Below are 22,125 nucleotides of genomic sequence, written 5' to 3'. Positions count from 1 at the left end.
TGATGACCATGGACGAGAGTGAGCTGCCACGGGTCCTGCAGCAGTTGTGGGGTGTCGAGGGACGGAACCGGCCCGGGCCGAAGCCGGCGTTCCACATCAGCGACATCGCGCGGGCGGCGATCAAGCTGGCGGACGCGGGCGGGCTCGGCGCGGTGTCGATGAGCAAAGTGGCCGCCGAGCTCGGCTTCACCACGATGTCGCTCTACCGGTACGTCGACGCCAAGGACGACCTGTACGTCGTGATGCTCGAGCACGCGTTCGGCGCACCGCCGGTGCTGGCCCCGGAGCTCGACTGGCGCGGCCGGATCACCGTCTGGGCCGAGGCGTTCCGCGACGGGCTGCGGCGGCACCCGTGGATCCTGCAGATCCCGGTCCAGGAGCCGCCGCTGTCACCGAACCAGCTGGCCTGGATGGAGTCGGGGCTGGACGCGTTCGACGGTACGCCGCTGACGCCTCAGGACCGGCTGTCCGCGATGCTGCTCGTCAACATCTACGTCCGCGGTACGGCACAACTCACCGCGAACATGCTGACCGAACCGGACGCCGCACAGGAGGTCGACCGCCTCTACACCGAGCGGCTCACCATGCTCGCGACACCGGACCGTTTCCCCGCTATCGCGGCCACCCTGGAGCAGCCGCCGGACGAGGGGTACGCCGGTGACTTCGACGCCGGCGAGTTCGCGTTCGGACTGGACACCGTCCTGGACGGCATCCAGTCCCGCATCGACCGCCTGGACGGCTGAGTCAGTAGCCGAGCTCGATCAGTTGATCGAGCCTGATCAGTAGTCGAGCTTGTCGGCGACGCCCCGCAGTACCGTCGCGACCTGACGGGCCGACTTGTTGTCGGGGTGGCGGCCGTGCCGGTACCCCTCGCCGACCCGGTCGAGAAGCTTGATCAGGTCCTCGATGACGACCTGCATCTCCTCGGGCTTCGGCCGCATCGCCTTCGCCACCGACGGCGGCGGATCGATCAGCCGGACCTGCAGGGCCTGCTCACCCTTGCGGCCCTCGACGACGCCGAACTCGACCTTCTGCCCCGGCTTCAGGTTGGTCACACCCGACGGCAGGGCCTCGGCGCGGACGTAGACGTCCCCGCCCTCCTCCTTGCTGAGGAATCCGAACCCCTTCTCGGAGTCATACCACTTCACCTTGCCAACGGGCACGGGAACCTCTTCAGTCGTCAATCGTTCGGAAGCGACCGAGCCGTGAAGCTCGACCGGAAAACCCAGCGTACGTGAACCGGCGCGGCGGCGCCTCCGGGAAACTACCTGATGAAGCAGTCTCCCCGCACCCCTCAGAGGTTCCGGTACTTGTCCGGTTCGGCAAGCCGCTCGTTCATCGATCCGGAGCGGAACCCGCGCGGGTCCACCTGCGCGGCCGGGAACCCTTCGGCCATGACCGCATTCACCAGCGTCTGGTGGTCCACCTGGTCGAGCAGGGCCGCGTCGATCTCGATCGAGGCGTTGTCGCCGAGGTCACGGACACGCACGTTCTGCACGTCGTACGACGCCAGCAGCGAGCGGACCGTCTGCTCGGCGCGGTCGACCCGGGCGAGCAGGTTCGGCGTGATCCGGATGCCGTACGCGATCCGGCTGGACAGGCAGGCCGCGGCCGGCTTGTCCGAGGTCTCCAGTCCCCAGCTGCGCGACGCCGTACGGATCTGTGCCTTGGTCAGCCGCGCGTCCTTCAGCGGCGTCAGCGCGCCCCGCTCATGGGCGGCCCGGATGCCGGGCCGGAACCCGGCGATCGCGTCGTCGGCGTTCGTCCCGGTGGCGATCGCGGTGATGCCGAACTCGTCCGCGATCGGCTGCAGCGTCTCGATCAGCTCGGCCTTGCAGAAGTAGCACCGGGCGCCGGAGTTCGCCTGGTACCCCTCGCGCTCCATCTCGTGCGTGTGCGGCGTGACATGGCGTACCCCGAGACCGTCCGCGAACCGCGCCGCCGGCTCGAGCTCCGCCGCCGGCAGGCTCGGGGACACCGCGGTCGCAGCGATCACGTTGGCCGGGCCGATCGCCCGCGCCGCGGCGGCGAGCAGGAACGCCGAGTCGGCGCCGCCGCTGAAGGCGACGACCATCTTGTCGTACGTCGTCAGCCGCCGCATCAGGGCTTCGAGCCGCTGCTCGAGCACGTACGCGTCCAGCCACGCCGGGAACTCGGTCAGGTCGTTCAGGACGACGTCGGCGCCGTACGCCCGCAGCTCGTCCGCGGTGAACGGTCCGGTCGCGACCGCCACCGAGACCGCGCCCGCGGCGTGCGCGCCGTCGATGTCGGCGGTGTGGTCGCCGACGAAGATCGTGGCCCGGTGCTCGCGCAGCGCCGTACCCTTCTCGGCCCCGTGCAGGTCACCGACCGGCTCGTCGACGTCCAGGCCGAGGTGCTCCAGGTGCAGCCGGACCGACGGGGTGTACTTCGCCGAGACGACCATCGTCCGCCCGCGCAGCGCCCGGATCGCGGCCAGCGACTCGGCCACGCCCGGCAGCGGCAGGCTGCCCGTGATCGCGTACGACGGATAGTGCTCGCGGTACCGCGCGACCATCGCGTCGACCTGCGCGAGAGGGAACCAGTTCGCCATCTCCCAGGTCAGCGGCGGCCCGAGCCGGCTCACCACCAGGTCGGTGTCGATCGGCACGCCGGTCTCCGCGGCCAGCAGGTCCCAGACGGCCTTGATCCCGGGCCGCGAGTCGATCAGCGTCATGTCCAGGTCGAACCCGACCACGAGTTCCGGCACATCGAAGCTGCCGGCTGCGACGTCATGGGCGGGCTGGATCTCGGCGGTTGACACGTCCCCAACCCTACGTCCTGCCGCCGGACCCCCGGTCCCGGATCCCGAAACGACCCCAAAAGCCACTAAAACAGTAGGAAAGTACTGATTACCCGACAGCACGAGGAGTCAGCCCGTGACCACACAACTCGAAGCCCCCGGGATCACCGTCGCGAAGGCCGGCGGCGCGATCGGCGCCGTGATCGGCAACGTCCAACTCGGCGGCGACCTGGCGCCGGCCACCGTCGCCGCGATCCGCCAGGCCCTGCTCGACCACAAGGTGATCTTCTTCCGCGAGCAGCACCACCTCGACGACGCCGGCCAGCTCGCCTTCGCCCGGTTGCTCGGTACGCCGACGCTCGCACACCCGACCTCGAGGAGCGTCGACGGCGCCGCCAACGTCCTGCCGATCGACTCCGACTACAGCAAGTCCAACAGCTGGCACACCGACGTCACGTTCGTCGACCGGATCCCGGCGATCAGCCTGCTCCGGGCGGTCACACTCCCGGCGTACGGCGGAGACACCACCTGGGCCAACACCGTGCGGGCGTACGCGAACCTGCCGCAGCCCTTACAGGCGCTCGTCGAGCGGCTGTGGGCGGTGCACAGCAACCTGTACGACTACGCCGGGCATGCCGACGAGGGGCGGATCGGCGGGATCGACGTGAAGTTCGAGGAGTACCAGAAGGAGTTCGAGTCGAAGCTGTTCGAGACCGAGCATCCGGTGGTCCGCGTGCACCCCGAGACCGGCGAGCGCGCACTGGTGCTCGGTCATTTCCTCCGCCGCTTCGTCGGGTTGTCGAGCGCCGAGACGACCGCGTTGTTCCAGCTCCTGCAGAACCGTGTCACCAACCTCGACAACACCGTCCGCTGGCACTGGCAGCCGGGCGACCTGGCGATCTGGGACAACCGCGCGACCCAGCACTACGGCGTCGCCGACTACGACGACCAGCCCCGGCGGCTGCACCGGATCACGCTCGCCGGCGACGTCCCGGTCAGCGTGGACGGCGTCCGCAGTACGCCACGAACCGGTGACGCCTCGCACTTCTCCGATGTTGACAACTGAAGACACTATGTCCGAGCACTTGACATCAGAGAGGTTTTTGTAAACCCTCTTCGGCATGGACTCGTTCGCCGACCGCACCAAACGACGCCTTCGTGACGAGCTGCTCGACGCCGCACACGAGGCTGTGGTCGCCGGTGGGTACGACGGCCTGCGGATGGCTGCGGTGGCCCGCCAGACCGGGGTCTCACGGCAGACCGTCTACAACGAGTTCGGGGACAAGTGGGGCGTGGTCGAGGCCCTCGCGGCCCGTGAGACCGAGCGGTTCCTGCTGGATGTGAACGCCGCGCTGGCCGAGCAGTCCGACCCGATCGACGGCCTGCGGGCCGCGGTCGAGCGGGCGCTCGCGCTGGCCGGGGAGAACCCGCTGATCAAAGCGGCGCTCAGCCAGCCGGGATCCGACCAAGCCAGTCAACTGCTGACCACACGGGGGCAGCAGGTGCTGGAGCTGGCACACCTCCGGCTGGATGCCCATGTCAGGGAGCACTGGCCGGAGGTGCCGGCGGAGGACGCGACCAGCTGCGTCGACGTCGCCTTGCGCGTCGTCATCAGTCACATCGTCACCCCGGGCCCTCCCCCCGCGGTGGTGGCTGCGCAGCTGGCTCGCGTCCTCTCTCCCTTCTTGAGCGAGACTCGGAGGCAGCACGTATGACCAATCCCCTTCACCGGCAGGGTTTCAGCTCGCTGCGGTCCGGCGGGCTCAACTGGGACGCGCTGCCGTTGCGCCTGTTCGACAAGGGCAACCGCAAGTTCTGGAATCCGCGCGACATCGACTTCAGCCAGGACGCCAAGGACTGGCAGGAGCTGAGCGACAACGACAAGGACAACGCGTTGATGCTCTGCTCGCAGTTCATCGCGGGTGAGGAGGCGGTGACCGAGGACCTGCAGCCGTTCCTGCAGGCGATGGCCGCCGAGGGCCGGTTCGGCGACGAGATGTACCTGACGCAGTTCTGCTTCGAAGAGGCCAAGCACACCGCGGTCTTCCGGCTCTGGCTGGACGCGGTCGGCGTCACCGAGGACCTGCACCGGTACGTCGAGAACAACCCCGGGTACCGCGCGATCTTCTACGAAGCCCTGCCGGTCGCGCTGAAGTCGCTGGCCGACGACCCGTCGCCGACGAACCAGGTCCGGGCGTCCGTGACCTACAACCACGTGGTGGAAGGGACGCTGGCCCTCACCGGATACCACGCGTGGAACCTGCTGTGTACGTCGCGCGGCGTCCTGCCCGGTATGCAGGAGCTGATCCGGCGGATCGGCGACGACGAGCGGCGGCACATGGCGTGGGGCACGTTCACCTGCCGCCGGCACGTCGCCGCGGACGCGTCGAACTGGAAGGTCGTCACCGACACGATGGAGGAGCTCCTCCCGCACGCGCTGACGCAGATCCAGTGGGCGATGGACAACTCCCCCGAGCTCCCGCCCGAGATCAACCCGACGGCGCTGATGACGTACGCCGGCGACCGCGCGACCCGCCGCCTCGGCGCGATCGAGTCGGCCGTCGGCGCGGACGTGGCCGGTATCGACCTCGACTACTCGCCGGAGAAACTCGAGGACGACTTCGGCGACGAGGACTCAGCCGCGCTGGACGCGGTTCGCTAGCAACACCACAAGCGCCGCAGTCGCGAGGACTGCGGGAAGCCAGGTGACCGTCGTCGTACCGAGCTGGTCGGCGACCTGGCCGCCGGTGAAGGCGCCCAGTGCGATCGATCCGTTGTACACCCCCACCAGGACAGCGGACGATGATTCGGGGGCACTGGGCGCCGCGGCGTGTGCCCACGCCTGGGTGCTGACACTCGTTCCGCCGTACGCGAAACCCCAGATCACCAGCAGGACAAGGGATCCGGCGAGGGTCGTGCCGAGCACGGGCATGGCCAGCGCGGTCAGGGCGATACCGGCGGCGATGACGGTCAGGGCGCGGAAGGGGCGCAGGGCGCCGGTGAGGAAGTTGCCGACGACACCTGCCACGCCGTACGCGAGGAGCAGCGTGCCGATCAGCGCCGGGCCGGTGTGCGGCTCGACGAGCGGACGGACATAGGTGTACGCCGCGAAGTGGCCGGTCACGATCAGCGCGACGAGGATCACGCCTACGCGAACCTGCTTGACCTGAAGGACTTCTCGTACGTCGCACAGCCGGACAGGGCGCTCCGGGGCGAGGTTCGGCAGGAAGATGCTCAGGGCAACGGTCAGGCCCAGCGACAGCAGTCCGACGCCCGCGAAGGCCCAGCGCCAGCCGGCGAGTTCGCCGACGTACGCACCGGCCGGAATCCCCAGCACTGAGGCGATTCCGATGCCGGAGAAGATCAGTGAGGTGGCCGGGCCGGCAGCGTTCTCCGGGACGACGCGGCGGGCGAGACTGACGGTGAGGAGCCAGACGCCGCCGATGGTGACACCCATCAGGACGCGGGCGAGCATGAAGATCGAGTAGAACGGGGTGACGGCGGCGGCGAATGACGACACCGCGAGCAGGACCATTAGTCCGCCCAGCACTGCCCGGCGGTCCAGTCTGCCCAACAGCAAGGGGAGGACAGGTGCGGCAATTGCGGAGGTCACGCCTGTTGCTGTCAGTGCCAGACCTGCGACGCCTTCCGTCGTGTGGAGTGATTCGCTCATGGGCGTCAGAACGCCGACCGGGAGCATCTCGGCGGTGACCACGGTGAAGACCGTGGCGGCCATCGTCACGGACGCGGCCCAGGCCCGGAGGCCAGTGGCCGGCTGGTCGACGCAGATCGTTGTCATGTCACCAGTGAGCCGTCGCGAGGCGGGGCGGAACAACGGCGATCTGGTCATGGTTGTATTAGCTGGGCTCATCGATCGGAGGGACGCCGATGGCTGTCGAGGTCCGCGAGCTGGAGTGTTTCCTCGTGTTGTCCGAGGAGTTGCACTTCGGACGGACGGCGGAGCGGCTCTACCTGTCGCAGAGCCGGGTCAGCCAGCTCCTGCAGTCGTTGGAGCGGCGGATCGGCGGGCAGTTGTTCGAGCGGACCAGCCGCCGGGTCGCACTGACGCCGTTGGGCAAGGAGTTCCTCACCTCGCTGCGACCGGCGTACGCGGCACTGGAGCGGGTGGTCGAGAACGCGCGCGAGTACGCCGCGCAGGCGAAAGGCACGCTCCGGATCGGGTTCCAGGGCGCGGCGAACGACCAGATCCTCCGCGCGGTGTCCGCGTTCCAGTCGCGGAACCCGAACTGCCTCATCAACGTGTGCGAACTCCCGCTCAACGATCCGTTCGGCGCGCTCCGCCGGGGTGCCGTCGACGCGGCCGTCGTACTGCTGCCCGTCGCCGAGGACGACCTGGTCGTCGGTCCGGTGTTCTCACGTCACCCGCAGACGCTCGCGGTGTGCCGCAGTCACCGGCTCGCGGACCGCTCGTCGGTCGACGCCGAGGAACTGGCCGGCGAAACCCTGATCGCCGCCGCCGACCCGGCCCCCGGCTACTGGCGCCAGGCCCAGGCGCCGACCCAGACCCCCAGCGGCGCGCTCATCCACCGCGGCCCCGGGGTCCACACCCTCCAGGAGGGCCTGTCCCTGATCGCCGCCGGTCGCGGCGCGATGCTCATCTGCGAACCCACCGCCAGCACCAACCACCGCGCCGACATCTCCACCGTCCCGGTCTCCGGCCTCCCCGACTCGGCGCTCGCCCTGATCTGGCGCCGCGGCGAACAGACCCCGTCCGTGCAGGCCTTCGCCCGGCACCTCGAACAGACCTGACCGGGAGCGCCGGCTGCCTTACGTCAGGCCGAGGAGTTCGACGGACTTCTCGCGCATCTCGACCTTGCGGATCTTCCCGGTGACGGTCATCGGGAAGTCGTCGACGAGGAGGACGTAGCGGGGGATCTTGAAGTGTGCGAGTTTGCCGGTGGCGAAGGCCCTGACGGCCTCCGCGTCGAGCGGGTCGGCGCCGGGCTTGAGTTTGATCCAGGCGCAGAGCTCCTCGCCGTACTTCTCGTCGGGGACACCAATGACCTGGACATCGGCGATCGCCGGGTGGGTGTAGAGGAACTCCTCGATCTCGCGCGGGTACACGTTCTCGCCGCCGCGGATCACCATGTCCTTGATCCGGCCGACGATGTTCACGTACCCGTCCTCGCGCATCGTGGCGAGATCTCCCGTGTGCATCCAGCGCGCCCGGTCGATCGCCTCGGCGGTCTTCTCCGGCTCGTCCCAGTAGCCGAGCATCACGGAGTACCCGCGGGTGCACAGCTCCCCCGGCTCACCGCGCGGTACGACGAGACCCGTGGCCGGATCGACGAGCTTGACCTCGACGTGCGGCATCACCCGGCCGACGGTCGACGTACGGCGGTCGAGGTCGTCGTCGCGCCGGGTCTGCGTGGACACCGGCGACGTCTCGGTCATGCCGTAGCAGATCGCCACCTCGGCCATGTGCATGTCCGCGACGCAGCGCTTCATCACCTCGATCGGGCACGGCGATCCCGCCATCACGCCGGTCCGCAGACTCGTCAGGTCGTAGTCCGCGAAGTCCGGCAGGCCGAGCTCCGCGATGAACATCGTCGGTACGCCGTACAGCCCCGTGCACCGCTCGTCCTGGACGGCCGTGAGCGTCGCGGCCGGGTCGAACGCCGGCCCCGGGATCACCATGCACGCGCCGTGCGTGGTGCACCCGAGGTTGCCCATCACCATGCCGAAGCAGTGGTAGAAGGGGACGGGGATGCACAGCCGGTCCTCGGCGGTGAAGGCGATCGTCTCGGTGACGAAGAAGCCGTTGTTCAGGATGTTGTGGTGGCTGAGCGTCGCGCCCTTCGGGAATCCCGTCGTACCGCTGGTGTACTGGATGTTGATCGGGTCGTCGAACGACAGCTCCGCCTCGCGCGCGGTGAGCGCGTCGACCGTGATCCGCCGGGCGTCGTCGCGGAGCGCGTCCCAGTCGCCGGTGCCGAGGTAGATCGTCTCCTCGAGCGCGGGCAGGTCAGGCTTCACTTCCTCCACCATCGCCCGGTAATCGCTGGTTTTGAACGAGGTCGCGGAGACGAGCAGCCGGACGCCGGACTGGTTCAGCGCGTAGGCCAGCTCGTGGGTGCGGTACGCCGGGTTGATGTTCACCAGGATCGCGCCCATCAGGGCGGTTGCGTACTGCGTGATGGTCCATTCGGCCTGGTTCGGCGCCCAGATGCCGACCCGGTCACCCTTCGCGATACCGCGGGCCATCAGGCCGCGCGCGACCAGTTCGACCTCGGCGCCGAACTCGTCGTACGTCCAGCGCCGCCCGGTCTGCACCTCGACGAGCGCCTCGCGGTCGCCGTACTCGCGGATCGTGCGTCTCAGGTTCGCGCCGATCGTCTCGCCCAGTAGCGGAACCTCGGACACCCCGGATGCGTACGACGGCAGGCTCATCACTGCATCGTCACCCGACGCGCGGGACGCGGCAAGGGTACGCGCGGCGCGCTTGCGGGTGCAGGTGCGGCGAGTCTGCAGGTGCACGTGCGGCAGGAAACAAGGGGTGGACGGCAAGCAATGTCCTTACCAACTCTCCGTCACAAACGGTCGCTCAGCGTGGTTGGACCGTTACTGTGGAAGCTGAGAGGTGTGAGGCGATGGGCCGATCTGTGGAAGGTCACGCCCGCAGCGACCGCCCGCCCGGCCGGACCGCCGAGGCGGCGCAACGTACCGCTGCGGTACAGGAACGCGTCCAGGCCCTGGGCGCCGTCCTGTCCGACGCACTCGCCGTCGAGGTCCACGGCAGCGATTTGCAGACGCTGAAACGCGCTCCGCGACGGGCCCCACCGACGGTGTCCCCGGCCGATCTCGAAGCGCATCCCGGACCTGTCTGGGATGCGTTCGTGCCCCACCCGCCGGGACGGTTCCGCTGGTGGGGCGCCGAGCGCAGGTTCGCGCGGCGGCTCGCCGACGCGGAGGACCGGTTCGCGGAGGCAATCGAACGCCACCGGGCCGCCGAGGAGACCCGCCGGGAGCGGGTGGCCAAGGCGCTGCGGGAGCAGGTCGAGCAACAGCGCCGGCTCGACGAGGCGACCGCGGAACAGCATGCGCGGATCGACGCTTACATCCGCGCTCTGGAGAACCGTGATCGGGCCGCGGTGACCCGCTACTTCACGAAGGCGCTGGACCGGATCCCGGAACCGCTGGACTTCCCCCGGCGGCGCAAGGTCGGGTACGTCCCCGAGTCGACACTGCTCGCGGTCGAGTGGGATCTACCCGACGTCAGCGTCGTACCGGCCGAGGCGTCGTACCGCTATGACCGGTCGCTCGACACAGTGCTGGCGGTACCGCGTGATCCTGTGGAGCTGCGGCGGCTGTACCAGCAGCTGGTGGCGCAGCTGGCACTGCGGGCGTTGCACCTGATCTTCGGCAGCGACAGGTACGGCGTGGTTGAGACGGTCGTGTTCAACGGGATGGTCGAGTCTGTGGATCCGGCTACGGGGCAGACCGTGCGGCCGTGCCTCATCACGTTGCGGGCGACGCGGGAGCAGTACCAGGCGCTGGTGCTGGATCAGCTCGATCCGGTGGCCTGTGTACGGCACTACTTCGCCGCCGAGGTGTCACGGCATCCGGAGGAGCTGCAGCCGGTGGAACCGGTGCTGGAGTTCGACCTGACCGATCCGCGCATTGTGGAGGCGGTGAACGTGATCAGCGAGATCGACGCCCGGCCGAACCTGCTGGACCTCAGCCCCGAGTCCTTCGAGCACCTGGTGCACAACCTGCTCACCCGGATGGGTCTGGAGACCCGGCTGTTCCGCCGCGGGACGGACGGCGGGATCGACTGCGTGGCGTACGATCCCCGGCCGATCACCGGCGGCAAGTTCGTCGTCCAGGCCAAGCTCTGGACCCGCACCGTTCCACCGTCCGCCGTCCGCGACCTCTTCGGCACCGTGGTCGACGCAGGAGCCACCAAAGGCATCCTCATCACCACCTCCGGCTTCGGCCCCACCAGCTACCAGTTCGCAGGCGGCAAACCCCTCCAACTCATAGACGGCACAGCCCTCCTCTCCCTCTGCCACACCCACAACATCCCAGCCCGAATCATCCGCCGAGCTAGCTGACTATGTTCTAAAAAGTGGGCATATGTCTGCTATAGTGGGCAACGGAGGTGGAGGACCAATGCGCTTCTCCGAGCCGATGTCGAGTGTCGTTCCCGGGCTTCACGGCCGGGTTCTCGCAGTGCTCGCGCGGACGGATCACGCTCTGACAGGCCGCGCCGTGGCCGGACTGCTGCGTTCACCTGCAAGTCCGAGCGGTGTACAGAAGGTGCTGGATGATCTGGTGAGCACGGGAGTGGTGACTGCCGAGCCGGCTGGTCGCGCCCGGCTCTACACGCTCAACCGGGATCATGTCGCCGCACCGGCCATCGATCAGCTCGCGCAGCTCCGGGACATTCTCCTGAAGCGGATCAAGGCAGAGGCTGAGTCCTGGGAGATCCCGGCGAAGGCGGTTTGGCTCTTCGGATCGACGGCGCGCGGCGAAGGCGACGCCGACAGCGATCTCGACCTGCTGATCGTCCGGCCGGACGACATCGACGACTCCGATCCCTCTTGGCTCGAACAGGTCGAAACGCTCGCGGCGCACGCGACTCGCTGGTCCGGAAACTCCTGCGAGGTCGTCGAGTACAGCGCACAAGAGGTCCGCGACCTGATCGGCCACAAGGAACGCATCGTCGGTGAGCTCCGTCGCGACGCCGTGCCGATCACCGGCAGCACCCCACAACAGACCCTGCGCGCCGCCGTCTGAGGGGTCAACCGTTGGTGTACAGGCTTCTCCCTTCGTATACGAGAGGAGAAGCCTGTACACCAACGGATATCCGTCTTTGACTGACCACGCGGGCGATGGGTGGGGCGAGCAGTGGCCGTGAACCCACGGATACGTCAGGAGAGCCCGAAACCCTCCCACCAATGCGTGTCAGGCCGACGGTCCAGGGCAACGGCGTCGCCGCAGGCCGTCGGCCCTGGGGTGATGTGAGGGTTGCGCGGATCGCCAGGCCATCACAATTGCCGACCGACCGAAGATCCACGCTGGAGCGGATCGACTTCGGGTGATTGTGATGGGCTGGAGATCCGCTATTTGAGCGGGGCCTCGTAGATTTGGAGTTCGGTGCCGCCGTTGTCCTCGCCGTCGTCGGGGGCGGTGTACAAGCGGAGCTTGTCCTTCGTGGTTTCCAGGGCTACTGGGTTGCGGGTGGCGTTGTGGTTGGTGGTGGGGGAGAAATGTGGGAACGGGATCTCGTGGAGGATGCGGTTGGTGCGGAGGTCCAGGAGGGCCAGGCCGCCCAGGTTGTACGACGTGTTGTCGGGGCCTGCCAGCCCGGTCACACCGCCGCACAGCTGCTTGCCGCGGGAGACGTAGTCGCAGTCCTGGTAGTCGAGGAGGTGTGACTCGTTGGGGGCCTTGCCGAGTTGCTTGCCGGCAGAGGTCCAGTTGTAGAGCGTGCGGGACCCCCAACTGACGCCGTGTACCTGTCCGGTCGTCCGGTCGCGCACTACTCCCCCGACGTGGTCCTGGACCCGGAAACGCTCAGTAACGCGGTAGGTCTTCGGGTCGACCGTGTAGACGACCGCCCGCGAGTTCGGCCGGTACTCCGCGACCGGCACCCACACGTCCCGCCCGTCGAAGTCCACGCCGCCCGGGTGGTACGCCGTACCCTCACCGAGCCGGATGTCCTTCTTCAGGTTGCCCCGCCGATCCAGCACGAACACATGCCCGATCCCCTTCCCCGGCGTCCGGTCGTACCCACCCACCGGTGCCGGGTACTTCACCGGCGCCTCCAGCACCTCCACGCTGCTCAGGAAGATCAGGTCCCCCACCAGCGCGAACCCCTGCGGGTGGTACGTCGGGAACTTCAACGGCACCCGCTCCACCAACGACCACGCCGTACTGCGGTTTGTGGTCTGGAAGGCACGGGTGACGTCGGAATCGCGCCCGGTCGCCTGGGCGGTGGTCAGACCGGTGAGCAACACACCGGCGAGGGCGATGGCCAGCAGTCGTCTGCGCATCAGTTCTCCTCAGCTCGTCAGTCGATGCTGCAGTGTGAGATGCCCAGATGACTTGTAGGTGATGCCAGACTGACGGAATGGACACAGGGGTGAGTGTTGTCGGGACAGGTCAGGTCAGCGGTACGCCGGACGTACTGCACGTCACGTTCGGCGTCGAGCAGGTGGAGCCGGATGTGGCGACCGCCGTGGCGACGGTCGGTGAGCGGACGGACGTGGTGATCGCGGCGCTCCGGGCGCGCGGCATCGAGGAGTCGCGGCTGGCGACCGGCGCGGTGAACGTGTTCCAGGACTACCGGGAGCCGGGCACCGACGCGGGCTACCGGGCGTCGCACACGATCCAGGTCGAGACGAAGGACCTGACCGGCTTCGGCGCGCTGCTCAACGCGGCGGTCGATGCTGCGGGCAACAGTCTGACCCTGCACGGGTTGTCGTTCGACATCGAGGACAAGTCCGAGCTGCTGATCGAGGCCCGGCGGCTCGCGTTCGAGCAGGCCAAGGCGAAGGCCGAGCACCTTGCCTCCCTGGCCGGGTTCTCGCTCGGCTCGGTGACCGCGATCTCCGAGACCTACAACCACGCGCCGATCGGACTGCAGAGCCGGAGGGCCTCCGCGAAGGCGTTCGACGCGGCCATCAACGTCACTCCGGGCGAAAACAGCATCGAGGTCTCCCTCCAGGTGCAGTTCGCCTGGGCGTAACGCGCGTCTCAAATCCGGATCAGGGGTTGCGTTGTCGGCGGCGTCGTACAGACTTCTCTCATGTACGCACCGGCGCCCCTGAGGCGGCAGCTCAACCGGTCCGGGCTGTTACTGCTCGGACCGGCCTTCGTTGCGGCGGTCGCGTACGTCGACCCGGGCAACTTCGCCACCAACATCGCCGCCGGTGCGACGTACGGCTATCTGCTGTGCTGGGTGGTCGTCGGCGCGAACCTGATGGCCGTCCTGGTGCAGTATCTGGCCGCCAAGGCGAGCATCGCGACCGGGCGGACCCTGCCGCAGCTGTGCCGTGACCACTTCAGGCGGTCCACGTCGACCGGGCTGTGGGCGCAGGCCGAGGTGGTCGCGATCGCGACCGACCTGGCCGAGGTCGTCGGCGGCGCCATCGCGCTGAACCTGCTGTTCGGCGTGCCGCTCCTGGTCGGCGGCCTGATCACCGGCGCGGTCTCGTTCGGGCTGCTGATCTACCAGTCCAAGCGCGGCCAGCGGCCGTTCGAGGCCGCGATCATCGGGCTGCTCGCCGTCGTGCTGATCGGCTTCGTCGTGTCCACAGTGCAGTCCGAGCCGTCCGCGAGCGGGATCGTCGGCGGCCTGGTGCCGCGGCTGGACGGCACCGAGTCGCTCGTGCTGGCGGCCGGCATGCTCGGCGCCACCGTGATGCCGCACGCGATCTGGCTGCACGGCGCCCTGGTCACGGACCGGCACTGGAAGGCGATCGACTCCGAGGACGGCAAGTCACGGGTACTGCGGGCCACCCGGCTCGACGTGGCGGTCGCGATGGCGCTGGCCGGCGCGGTCAACCTGGCGATGGTCGTCCTGGCGGCGGCCGCGCTGAAGGGCACCGGCGCCGACTCGCTCGACGCCGCCCACCACGCGATCGGCGACCGGCTGGGCCAACTGCCGGCCCTGCTGTTCGCGCTCGCCCTGCTGGCCAGCGGGTTCGCCTCGTCCTCGGTCGGGACGTACGCCGGATCGGTGATCCTGGACGGTTTCTGGCGACGTCACGTGCCGCTCGTCGTACGCCGGCTGATCACGCTGGTGCCCGCGCTGCTGGTCCTTGCGATCGGCATCGACCCGAGCCGCGCGCTGGTGGTCTCGCAGGTGGTGCTGAGCTTCGGCATCCCGTGCGCGCTGTGGCCGCTGGTGAGATTGACCGCTTCCCGGCGCGTCATGGGCGACCTCGTCAACCGCCGGGCGACTACTCTCGCGGCATGCCTGGTAGCCACCGCCGTCACGGCCCTCAACGTCGTACTGATCGTGCTGACCGTCCGGGGCTGAGATGACCAGGGTGTACGCCGTCAGCGACGTCCACGGCCACCTGGAGAAGCTGATCCCGGCCCTGCAGGCGGCCGGCCTCACCGATGCCGACGGCAACTGGGCCGGCGCGGACGCCCGGCTGTGGTTCCTCGGGGACTTCTTCGACCGCGGCCCGGACGGCATCGGCGTCCTGCACTACGTCCGCGGCCTGATCGAGCAGGCCCCCGACGGCGCGGTCCGGATGCTGCTCGGCAACCACGAGATCCTCGCGCTCGGGATGCACAAGTTCGGCGACACGTTCGTCCCGCACGACGGGATCACGCTGCGCAGCTTCGAGCGTTCCTGGGTGCTGAACGGCGGCCAGGACCGCGACCAGGAGCTGCTCACCGACGACGACGTCGCCTGGCTGCTCGACCGGCCGATGCTCGGCCTGGACGCCGACCACCTGCTGATGCACTCCGACACGGCGGAGTACGTCGAATGGGGCGACACGGTCGACCAGATCAACGCCGCGGCCCGGTCCGAGCTGCACTCCGGCGACATCGAGGTGTGGTGGGAGATCTGGCGCCGGACGACGTCGCGGTACGCGTTCCGCGGGCCGAGCGGTCCGGAGGTCGCCGGCATCATGCTCCAGCACCTCGGCGGCCGCCGGATCGTGCACGGCCACAGCATCGTCGCCGATCAGCTCGGCATCGACCCGCAGTTCCTCACCGGCCCGCACCTGTACGCCGACGGCCTCGCCCTGGGGATCGACGGCGGCGCGTTCGACGGCGGCCCGTGTCTAGTCGTCGAGCTGACGGCCGAGTGACGCGACGACGGAGTCCAGGCAGGACCGGAAGGTCCGCTGTCCACCGCCGTCGATCCACCGGCTGAACGCGTTCTGGAACACGGCCGCCCCGACCTGCGCCACCAGCTCCGCGTCCTCGGCCGGCACGCCACGCGCCTCGAGCCCGTCGCGCAGTGCCGCCGTCACGGACGCGAACTTGGTCCGCTCCCGCTCCTGCAGCTCCGGGCTGGCGTCGATCACGGCTCGCCGTACGGCGGTATCCTCGGCCAGCTCGACGAGCATCTCGCCCACCGTCGCGGCCGCCTCCAGCAGCGCCGGCCAGGGCCGGACGTCCGGGGCGACGGCAACGACCGCTTCGGTCACCGCCGCGGGCAGCCGGTCCGCTCCGGCGAACAGAACCTCGCGCTTGTCCGGGAAGTAGCGGAAGTACGAGCGCCGGGTCAGGCCGGCACGTTCGGCGATCTGGTTGACGGTCACCGCGTCGTACCCGTGCTCGGCGTACAACTCGAGCGCCGCCTTGCGCAGCCGCTGCTCGGCCCCCGGGTCCCATCGCGCCATGGGTGCACTCTACCAAGAGTGATGACACACAGTGCTATCGTTAGTGATGACACCCTGAGACATCATCTGTTGAGGAGCTCTCATGACCATCTGGATCCTCGGAGCGACCGGCCGGACCGGGCGGGAGATCACCGCCCGGGTCGCGGCGCTCGGCGGTACGCCGGTGCTGGTCGGACGCAGCGCCGAACGGCTGCGGAAGACCGCCGCCGACCTCGGCCTCGGCGACGCCGAGGTGCTCGAGACGCACCAGGTGGCGGAGGAGATCACGCGCCGCCGGCCGGCCGTGGTCCTGAACACGATCGGCGGGTACGCCGAGACCGCCGTCCCGATCGCGCGGGCCTGCCTGCCCGGCGGGCACTATGTTGACCTGGCCAACGATCTCGTCGCCATGCCGCAACTGCTCGCCCTGCACGAGGAGGCGGCCGCGGCCGGCAGCACGTTCGTCACCGGCGCGGGCTTCGGTGTCCTGGGGACGGAGGCGGTCGTCGCGCGGCTGTGCCAGGACCGGCCAACGCCGAGTGCGGTGCGGATCGACGCGCTGCCGTCGGTGGGCCACGACGGCGGAGCGATCGGTGAGGCGCTGGCGCAGTCGATCGTCTCCGGCCTGACCACCGGCGGTCTGCGCTACGAGGACGGTCAACTGGTGCGGACCCGGCTGGCCGCGGATCCCCGCGAGCACGCACTGCCGGACGGTCAGACGGTGAAGTCCGCGGGTGCTGCGACCGGCGAACTCCTGGCAGCACAGCTGGCCAGCGGTGCACCGAGCGTTGTCGGGACGTCTGCCTTGATTCCCACGGCGCCGCTGGTGCGCGCGGTGCTGCCCGTCGCCGGTGCGTTGCTGAAGATCCCGGCGCTGCAGCGGTTCGCCGTACGGCGGCTGGCGGTGACCGAACTGAAGGCGGCGCCGAGACCGCGCGAGCACACCTGGGGGCATGCCGTCGTGACCTGGGCGGACGGTACGACGCGGGAGGGCTGGCTGCGCACCGGTGACGCGATGGGGTTCACCACGAGCTCCGCCGCGGAGATCGCCGTACGACTGGCTCGCGGTGAGGGCCGCGCCGGCGCCTACACGCCCGCGCGCGCCCTCGGCCCGGAGGTCGCCGAAGCGGCCGGCGGAACGTTCTTGCTCGACTGATGCGGGAATGCGTCCGAGCCGCTCCTGGTTGTCAGTGGTCATGGCGGAGAAGACTGTGAAGATTCCTGGGCCGGACCATCCGATCACCGTGGGGAAGAACCCGGATCGCGTGGTCGTGAAGGTCGGTGACCGGGTCGTCGCGGACACCCGGGACGCGCTGTCGCTGCAGGAAGCGAACTACCCCGCGGTGCAGTACATCCCGCGCAAGGACGTCGACTTCACGCAACTCGAGCGCACCGACCACCAGACCTACTGCCCGTACAAGGGCGACGCGTCCTACTACACGCTCCTCCCCGACCACGTGAACGCGGTCTGGACCTACGAGGAGCCGTACGACGCGGTCGCGGACATCCGCGAGCACGTCGCGTTCTACCCGGACAAGGTGTCGATCGAGATCATCGCCTGAGGCTGCTCCCTCCCAGGAAGGCCGTGATCACCGGGGCGAGCAGCTCCGGCGGTACGACGTGGCGCTGGTCGGGGAGCTCGGCGTAGCGCGCAGCCGGAAGGATCGCGACGATGCGGTGCGCCGCGTCGACCATGAACGGCGCTGAGGCGGTACCGGCAACGACGAGAGTGTCCTGCTTGATCGCTCGCAGCAGCGCGACCGGCGTGCTGCCTCGGTCGATGCCGTGCCCCATGACGGCGAATTCGTAGGCCAGCGTCGGGGCCAGTTCGGCCACGCCCGGAGCAGCAGCCACCTCCACTGCTTCCGGCTGGGGCACACCGGCCATCATCAGGAACAGTTCGACCGCTTCCTGGTTCCGGCCCTCCCGGCTCAGTTCGAGCACCTGCTCGCCGTCGTCCGAGGTCTCCGCGTCGTCCGGCCCGTACGGCGGCTCGTGCAGCACGACCCGGGTGAACGGCAGCCCTGTGCTCGCGGCGATCGCGGCGAGTCCCGCGCCGGACGAGTGCCCGTAGAGTGCCGCCGTACCGCCGAGGGCGCTCAGCAGCGCGGCCAGGTCCTCCACCTCGCGCTGGACGGCGTACGGCGCGGTGTCCCCGGAGTCACCGCGTCCGCGGCGGTCGTACGTGACCACGTCGAAGTCGCTCGCGAGCTCGTCGGCCAGAGGCCGCAGCGCGTGCCGGTCGCACAGCGCTCCCCCGACCAGGATCAGCGGCTGCCCGCTCCCGAGCCGGTCGTACGCGATCGTCGTACCGTCTGCTGACGTCACTTTCTCCATCTGACACTCCTCTGTCTCCGATGATGGCAGGCGGGACGTCGGAGCCGAGCGGCTCGCTTCGACATTTCGGTGGCGCATGGCCGGTCCGGGTGATTCACTGCGTCGCGATGATCACCAGAGTTGACGACTACCTGCACAAGGTCCCGCTGTCCGGGGCAGTCGCCGAAGAGGTCGGTCCGTTCACGTTGTTCCGCAGTACGACGGTCTGGCCGTACTACGCGCGCCCGGTGCCCGGGTCGGGGGTAACGATCGAGGCGAGTGACATCGAGCTCGTAAGGGCGCGGTGCGCCGAGCTGGAGATCCCGCTGAGCTTCGAATGGGTCGTGGAGACCTGTCCCTCGCTAGGACCCGCTGCGGTCGCAGCCGGTCTGACGGTCGTCGAGCACCCGTTGCTGGTGCTGGAGCGCGCTGACTTCCGCCCTGTCGTGGCTGATGCCCGCTGCGAGATCCTGTCCGCCGACGAGGAGGTGGTCCGGCAGTCTCGTGCCGTCGCCGGGTTGGCGTTCGGTGAGCCCGGTACGGCAGTCGGCAAGGCTGGACCGGCAGAACGGGACGCAGCAGCTGCTGAGATGTCTGCCGACGTGGTGACAGCACTCCAGGACCGGGTACACCGTGGCGTGGCGGTCAGCGCTGGCGCCTTCACAGACGACGGGATGGTGGCCACTGGAACGCATCAGCCGGTCGACTCCGCGACAGAGATCGTCGGCGTCGGCACGCTGCCGTCCATGCGCCGACGCGGTCTGGGCGCCGCAGTGACCTCGGCGCTCGTCCAGCATGCGCTGGACAACGAGGTGGATCTGGTGCTGCTCTCCGCTGAGACGGCAGCCGTGGCAGCGGTCTACGAACGGGTCGGCTTCCGCCGGATCGGCAGCGCTGGAGCAGCCGAGTGACCGGGAGTCCGAGCACCCGCCTCGTCGTACTGCGAGGCAACTCGGGCTCCGGCAAGTCGACCACTGCCCGCACACTGCGCGAACGCCTCGGCCGCGGCACGGCCTGGGTCGAGCAGGACTACCTCCGCCGCATCCTGCTCCGCGAGCGCGACGTCCCCGGCGGTGTGAACATCGGCCTGATCGACACCAACGTCCGCTACGCCCTGGACCACGGGTACGACGTGGTGCTGGAGGGGATCCTGGACGCCGGCCGGTACGGCGACATGCTCCGGCGTCTCACCTCCGACCACCGCGGGACGACGCTGCACTACTACTTCGACATCCCGTTCGCGGAGACCGTCGTACGGCATGGGACGCGGGACAACCGGGACGAGTTCGGCCCCGACCTCATGCAGGACTGGTACCGCGAGCACGACGTACTGCCCGGCATCAAGCAAACCGTGATCGGCCCGGACCGCGCACTGGACGAGACCGTGGCGCAGATCCTGACCGACCTCGGGGCGGATCCCGTACCGTTGGAGGGATGAGCACGACCGAGCCCACCCGCCCCCGTACGCTCGCTGAGGCGTTGCGGAGCTGGGGTGACGCCGCGCTCGGTGAGCTGCTGCGACGGCGTCCCGACCTGGCGTTGCCGATTCCCGCCGACACCGGTCAGCTCGCAGCCCGGGCGACCAGCAACGCGTCGGCGGCGCGGGCCATCAACCGGCTGGACGAGTTCGGTGTGGACCTGCTGGAGTCACTGTCCGCGCTGCCGGAGCCTGTCGATCTGCAGGCGTTGGCGCGAGGTGTCGGCCAACCGGAGGAGGTGGTCCGGCCGCGCGTGACCGAGCTACTGGACCTCGCTCTGGTGTGGGGCACCGAGGACGACCTGCGGCCGATCCGCGCGGTCCATGAGTTGCTCGGACCGACACCGGCCGGGCTGGGTCCGATCACCACGCGGCACTTCGGCGATCTCGACAAGCTGATTGAGGAAGCCGGGCAGGACGCGCGTGCCGTGCTCGACAAGTTGACGTGGGGTCCACCGACCGGATCGGTCGAGAAGGCCGACCGGCCGGTGACGATCGCGTCGGCGCGGACGCCGGTGGAGCGGTTGCTGGCGCGCGGTCTCGTCGTACCCAAGGACGCGAACACCGTCGTGCTGCCGCGGCAGATCGGACTGCACCTGCGCGGTGGGCGCGTGCTGGCGTCGACTCGTCCGGTGCCGCCGCCGCTGGACGGGAAGAAGGTGTCGGCCGCGATCGCCGACCGGGCCGCGGCTGGTGCGGCGCTGGATCTCGTGCGGCTGGTCGACCGGGCCCTGGAGCAGTTGGGAACCGAGCCGCCTCCGGTACTGCGTACTGGTGGCATCGGCGTCCGTGAGCTGCGCAGCCTCGCCGGGAGGATCGGTGCGGAGGAGCAGACCGCTGCAGCGGTGCTGGAGATGGCCTACGCCGCTGGGCTCGTTGCCGCGGTAGAAGTCGGTACGAGCGAGCTGTGGCTACCTACTAGTGCCTACGACGACTGGCTGGAGCTGGACCTGGCGCACCGGTGGGCCCAGCTCGTCATCGCCTGGTTCACAGGTCTCAGGGCTATCGGGCTGATCGGGCGTCGGGACAGCACGGGTAGTACTGCGACCGCACGCGAGCGGCTCATCAACGCGTTGTCTCCTGACCTGGAGCGATTGCTGGCACCAGAGATCCGTGTACTGGCCCTGCAGGCCCTGGCCGAGGCCGGTGCGGGTAATGCGCCGGCTCCGGAGACTGTGGTGACATGGGTGGCGTGGCATCGCCCTCGTCGTGGCGGGCAGTTCCGCGACGACCTGGTCGAGTGGAGCGTTTCCGAGGCCGCACTGCTCGGGCTTACCGGTCTGGGTGCGCTGGCGGCACATGCGCAGCCTCTGCTCGGTTCTGAGCCGACTGCGGAGGAGTTGGCCGAGGCGATCAGCCCGCTGATGCCGGCGCCGGTGTCGGAGGTGCTGTTGCAGGCGGACCTGACTGCGGTCGCTCCTGGTCCGTTGGTGCGAACCGTGCAGGACGAGCTGTCGGCGATGGCTGACGTGGAGTCGGACGGCGGAGCCGGCGTCTACCGGTTCAGTGAGAGCTCGGTACGGCGCGCTTTCGACCTCGGGCGTACTGCGGAGCAGTTGCACGCGTGGCTCGCGGAGCACTCGCGTACTCCGGTCCCGCAACCGCTGGCGTACCTCATCGACGACGTGGCACGACGGCACGGCGTACTGCGGCTCGGGACCGCCTCGACGTACCTGCGCTGTGACGACGAGGACGTGCTGACACAGCTGCTCAACTCGAACCTGCCCGGTGTGCGCTTCCGCCGGCTGGCGCCGACGGTCGTGGTGTCGCCGTCACCGCCGGACATGGTGCTGAGCAGGTTGCGGGACGCCGGGCTGGCGCCGCTGGCGGAGACGTTCGACGGTGCGCTGCACGTCACGGGTGCACCACGGCGGGGGGAGGCGCCGCGGCGTCGTACCGGCCGGGACTTCAACGAGAGCGCGTTCGACCTGACCGACGAGCAGGTGAAGGCAGTGATCGAGAAGGTCCGCACCGGCGACCGCATCGCCGCCGAACGCCCCGGCGACGACGGCCTCGTCGCACCGGCCGCCCCTGCCGAAACCATCGCCGTCCTCACCAACGCCGCCGAGGCCCACACCCGCACCTGGATCTCGTACGTCGACCACAACGGCCACGCCACCGAACGCATCGTCGAACCGGCCCGAGTAGCCGACGGCTGGCTCACCGCCTACGACGACACCACCGAAACCCCCCGCACCTACGCCCTCCACCGCATCTCCGCCGCCCGGGCTGTTGATTGATCGCTGAGGCACAATGGA

At 69.2% G+C, this 22,125-nt stretch carries 22 protein-coding genes; 15 read left to right on the top strand and 7 right to left on the bottom strand.

Annotated features, from left to right (window positions below; all coding sequences use genetic code 11):
• Nucleotides 1-8: 8 nt before the first annotated feature.
• Nucleotides 9-743, top strand: coding sequence for a TetR/AcrR family transcriptional regulator (locus tag BJY22_RS12075; RefSeq protein ID WP_167206242.1), 735 nt, complete (start codon nucleotides 9-11; stop codon nucleotides 741-743).
• 36 nt (nucleotides 744-779) lie between these two features.
• Here the strand turns inward: BJY22_RS12075 and BJY22_RS12070 are convergent, their stop codons facing one another.
• Together BJY22_RS12070 and larE are read right to left on the bottom strand one after the other, a co-directional pair.
• Nucleotides 780-1,163, bottom strand: coding sequence for a cold shock domain-containing protein (locus BJY22_RS12070; RefSeq protein WP_167206240.1), 384 nt, complete (start codon nucleotides 1,161-1,163; stop codon nucleotides 780-782).
• Nucleotides 1,164-1,294: 131 nt separating this feature from the next.
• Nucleotides 1,295-2,782: an ATP-dependent sacrificial sulfur transferase LarE gene (gene larE, locus BJY22_RS12065; RefSeq protein ID WP_337758561.1), complete on the bottom strand. Its 1,488-nt coding sequence runs from the start codon at nucleotides 2,780-2,782 to the stop codon at nucleotides 1,295-1,297.
• Between the two features lie 115 nt (nucleotides 2,783-2,897).
• On the opposite strand from larE, the gene BJY22_RS12060 reads away from it, so the two are divergent.
• From BJY22_RS12060 to BJY22_RS12050, 3 genes are read left to right on the top strand one after another with little or no spacing between them, the layout of a single operon-like run.
• A complete protein-coding gene (locus BJY22_RS12060) occupies nucleotides 2,898-3,827 on the top strand; it encodes a TauD/TfdA family dioxygenase (protein WP_167206238.1) in 930 nt (309 codons plus the stop codon).
• Nucleotides 3,828-3,882: 55 nt separating this feature from the next.
• Nucleotides 3,883-4,476, top strand: a complete 594-nt coding sequence (locus tag BJY22_RS12055; protein WP_167206236.1) for a TetR/AcrR family transcriptional regulator — start codon at nucleotides 3,883-3,885, stop codon at nucleotides 4,474-4,476.
• A complete protein-coding gene (locus tag BJY22_RS12050) occupies nucleotides 4,473-5,423 on the top strand; it encodes a R2-like ligand-binding oxidase (RefSeq protein WP_167206234.1) in 951 nt (316 codons plus the stop codon). The genes BJY22_RS12055 and BJY22_RS12050 overlap by 4 nt, the downstream gene beginning before the upstream one ends.
• On the opposite strand, the gene BJY22_RS12045 is transcribed toward BJY22_RS12050, so the two are convergent.
• Nucleotides 5,397-6,560: an MFS transporter gene (locus BJY22_RS12045; RefSeq protein WP_167206232.1), complete on the bottom strand. Its 1,164-nt coding sequence runs from the start codon at nucleotides 6,558-6,560 to the stop codon at nucleotides 5,397-5,399. The genes BJY22_RS12050 and BJY22_RS12045 overlap by 27 nt on opposite strands.
• An 89-nt stretch (nucleotides 6,561-6,649) precedes the next feature.
• On the opposite strand from BJY22_RS12045, the gene BJY22_RS12040 reads away from it, so the two are divergent.
• Complete coding sequence (locus BJY22_RS12040) at nucleotides 6,650-7,531, top strand: LysR family transcriptional regulator (RefSeq protein ID WP_167206230.1); 882 nt, start codon at nucleotides 6,650-6,652, stop codon at nucleotides 7,529-7,531.
• Between the two features lie 18 nt (nucleotides 7,532-7,549).
• On the opposite strand, the gene BJY22_RS12035 is transcribed toward BJY22_RS12040, so the two are convergent.
• On the bottom strand, nucleotides 7,550-9,259 hold the full coding sequence (locus BJY22_RS12035; protein ID WP_337758556.1) for an AMP-binding protein: 1,710 nt from the start codon (nucleotides 9,257-9,259) through the stop codon (nucleotides 7,550-7,552).
• 113 nt (nucleotides 9,260-9,372) lie between these two features.
• On the opposite strand from BJY22_RS12035, the gene BJY22_RS12030 reads away from it, so the two are divergent.
• Entirely contained in the window at nucleotides 9,373-10,836 is a 1,464-nt protein-coding gene (locus BJY22_RS12030) for a restriction endonuclease (protein WP_167206228.1), read from the top strand.
• Nucleotides 10,837-11,056: 220 nt separating this feature from the next.
• Nucleotides 11,057-11,521 carry a nucleotidyltransferase domain-containing protein gene (locus tag BJY22_RS12025; RefSeq protein ID WP_167206226.1) on the top strand — a complete coding sequence of 155 codons (465 nt, stop codon included), beginning with the start codon at nucleotides 11,057-11,059 and terminating at the stop codon, nucleotides 11,519-11,521.
• 326 nt (nucleotides 11,522-11,847) lie between these two features.
• Here the strand turns inward: BJY22_RS12025 and BJY22_RS12020 are convergent, their stop codons facing one another.
• Nucleotides 11,848-12,780 carry a DUF6454 family protein gene (locus BJY22_RS12020; RefSeq protein WP_167206224.1) on the bottom strand — a complete coding sequence of 311 codons (933 nt, stop codon included), beginning with the start codon at nucleotides 12,778-12,780 and terminating at the stop codon, nucleotides 11,848-11,850.
• Nucleotides 12,781-12,857: 77 nt separating this feature from the next.
• On the opposite strand from BJY22_RS12020, the gene BJY22_RS12015 reads away from it, so the two are divergent.
• The 3 genes from BJY22_RS12015 to BJY22_RS12005 are packed head-to-tail and all read left to right on the top strand — an operon-like array spanning nucleotide 12,858 to nucleotide 15,558.
• Nucleotides 12,858-13,475, top strand: a complete 618-nt coding sequence (locus BJY22_RS12015; protein WP_167206222.1) for an SIMPL domain-containing protein — start codon at nucleotides 12,858-12,860, stop codon at nucleotides 13,473-13,475.
• Nucleotides 13,476-13,535: 60 nt separating this feature from the next.
• Nucleotides 13,536-14,771 carry an Nramp family divalent metal transporter gene (locus tag BJY22_RS12010; RefSeq protein ID WP_167206220.1) on the top strand — a complete coding sequence of 412 codons (1,236 nt, stop codon included), beginning with the start codon at nucleotides 13,536-13,538 and terminating at the stop codon, nucleotides 14,769-14,771.
• Between the two features lies 1 nt (nucleotide 14,772).
• Nucleotides 14,773-15,558, top strand: coding sequence for a metallophosphoesterase (locus BJY22_RS12005; protein ID WP_167206218.1), 786 nt, complete (start codon nucleotides 14,773-14,775; stop codon nucleotides 15,556-15,558).
• On the opposite strand, the gene BJY22_RS12000 is transcribed toward BJY22_RS12005, so the two are convergent.
• Nucleotides 15,532-16,095: a TetR/AcrR family transcriptional regulator gene (locus BJY22_RS12000; protein ID WP_167206216.1), complete on the bottom strand. Its 564-nt coding sequence runs from the start codon at nucleotides 16,093-16,095 to the stop codon at nucleotides 15,532-15,534. The genes BJY22_RS12005 and BJY22_RS12000 overlap by 27 nt on opposite strands.
• 82 nt (nucleotides 16,096-16,177) lie before the next feature.
• Between BJY22_RS12000 and BJY22_RS11995 the strand changes: the two genes are divergently transcribed.
• Both BJY22_RS11995 and BJY22_RS11990 read left to right on the top strand, forming a co-directional pair.
• Complete coding sequence (locus BJY22_RS11995) at nucleotides 16,178-17,230, top strand: saccharopine dehydrogenase NADP-binding domain-containing protein (protein ID WP_167206214.1); 1,053 nt, start codon at nucleotides 16,178-16,180, stop codon at nucleotides 17,228-17,230.
• A gap of 40 nt (nucleotides 17,231-17,270) precedes the next feature.
• Nucleotides 17,271-17,636 carry a DUF427 domain-containing protein gene (locus BJY22_RS11990; protein ID WP_167206212.1) on the top strand — a complete coding sequence of 122 codons (366 nt, stop codon included), beginning with the start codon at nucleotides 17,271-17,273 and terminating at the stop codon, nucleotides 17,634-17,636.
• Here the strand turns inward: BJY22_RS11990 and BJY22_RS11985 are convergent.
• Complete coding sequence (locus BJY22_RS11985; RefSeq protein WP_167206210.1) at nucleotides 17,626-18,411, bottom strand: alpha/beta fold hydrolase; 786 nt, start codon at nucleotides 18,409-18,411, stop codon at nucleotides 17,626-17,628. The genes BJY22_RS11990 and BJY22_RS11985 overlap by 11 nt on opposite strands.
• Before the next feature lie 107 nt (nucleotides 18,412-18,518).
• Here BJY22_RS11985 and BJY22_RS11980 point away from each other — a divergent pair, with 107 nt between their 5' ends.
• Genes BJY22_RS11980 through BJY22_RS42390 form a run of 3 tightly spaced genes read left to right on the top strand, consistent with a single transcriptional unit; the run spans nucleotide 18,519 to nucleotide 22,107 of the window.
• A complete protein-coding gene (locus BJY22_RS11980) occupies nucleotides 18,519-19,301 on the top strand; it encodes a GNAT family N-acetyltransferase (RefSeq protein WP_167206208.1) in 783 nt (260 codons plus the stop codon).
• Nucleotides 19,298-19,828, top strand: coding sequence for a P-loop NTPase family protein (locus BJY22_RS11975; RefSeq protein ID WP_167206206.1), 531 nt, complete (start codon nucleotides 19,298-19,300; stop codon nucleotides 19,826-19,828). The genes BJY22_RS11980 and BJY22_RS11975 overlap by 4 nt, the downstream gene beginning before the upstream one ends.
• A complete protein-coding gene (locus tag BJY22_RS42390) occupies nucleotides 19,825-22,107 on the top strand; it encodes a helicase-associated domain-containing protein (RefSeq protein ID WP_167206205.1) in 2,283 nt (760 codons plus the stop codon). The genes BJY22_RS11975 and BJY22_RS42390 overlap by 4 nt, the downstream gene beginning before the upstream one ends.
• Nucleotides 22,108-22,125: the final 18 nt, after the last annotated feature.

It is taken from the genome of Kribbella shirazensis (assembly GCF_011761605.1).
Taxonomy (GTDB): Bacteria; Actinomycetota; Actinomycetes; order Propionibacteriales; family Kribbellaceae; genus Kribbella; species Kribbella shirazensis.
This window is presented reverse-complemented; position numbering and strand designations above follow the sequence as displayed.

Coding starts and splice junctions, on each gene's coding strand:
- BJY22_RS12075 (WP_167206242.1), top strand. CDS start 9: ATGGACGAGAGTGAGCTGCCACGGGTCCTGCAGCAGTTGTGGGGTGTC.
- BJY22_RS12055 (WP_167206236.1), top strand. CDS start 3,883: ATGGACTCGTTCGCCGACCGCACCAAACGACGCCTTCGTGACGAGCTG.
- BJY22_RS12050 (WP_167206234.1), top strand. CDS start 4,473: ATGACCAATCCCCTTCACCGGCAGGGTTTCAGCTCGCTGCGGTCCGGC.
- BJY22_RS12045 (WP_167206232.1), bottom strand. CDS start 6,560: ATGACAACGATCTGCGTCGACCAGCCGGCCACTGGCCTCCGGGCCTGG.
- BJY22_RS12040 (WP_167206230.1), top strand. CDS start 6,650: ATGGCTGTCGAGGTCCGCGAGCTGGAGTGTTTCCTCGTGTTGTCCGAG.
- BJY22_RS12030 (WP_167206228.1), top strand. CDS start 9,373: ATGGGCCGATCTGTGGAAGGTCACGCCCGCAGCGACCGCCCGCCCGGC.
- BJY22_RS12020 (WP_167206224.1), bottom strand. CDS start 12,780: ATGCGCAGACGACTGCTGGCCATCGCCCTCGCCGGTGTGTTGCTCACC.
- BJY22_RS12015 (WP_167206222.1), top strand. CDS start 12,858: ATGGACACAGGGGTGAGTGTTGTCGGGACAGGTCAGGTCAGCGGTACG.
- BJY22_RS12010 (WP_167206220.1), top strand. CDS start 13,536: ATGTACGCACCGGCGCCCCTGAGGCGGCAGCTCAACCGGTCCGGGCTG.
- BJY22_RS12005 (WP_167206218.1), top strand. CDS start 14,773: ATGACCAGGGTGTACGCCGTCAGCGACGTCCACGGCCACCTGGAGAAG.
- BJY22_RS12000 (WP_167206216.1), bottom strand. CDS start 16,095: ATGGCGCGATGGGACCCGGGGGCCGAGCAGCGGCTGCGCAAGGCGGCG.
- BJY22_RS11995 (WP_167206214.1), top strand. CDS start 16,178: ATGACCATCTGGATCCTCGGAGCGACCGGCCGGACCGGGCGGGAGATC.
- BJY22_RS11990 (WP_167206212.1), top strand. CDS start 17,271: ATGGCGGAGAAGACTGTGAAGATTCCTGGGCCGGACCATCCGATCACC.
- BJY22_RS11985 (WP_167206210.1), bottom strand. CDS start 18,411: ATGGAGAAAGTGACGTCAGCAGACGGTACGACGATCGCGTACGACCGG.
- BJY22_RS11980 (WP_167206208.1), top strand. CDS start 18,519: ATGATCACCAGAGTTGACGACTACCTGCACAAGGTCCCGCTGTCCGGG.
- BJY22_RS42390 (WP_167206205.1), top strand. CDS start 19,825: ATGAGCACGACCGAGCCCACCCGCCCCCGTACGCTCGCTGAGGCGTTG.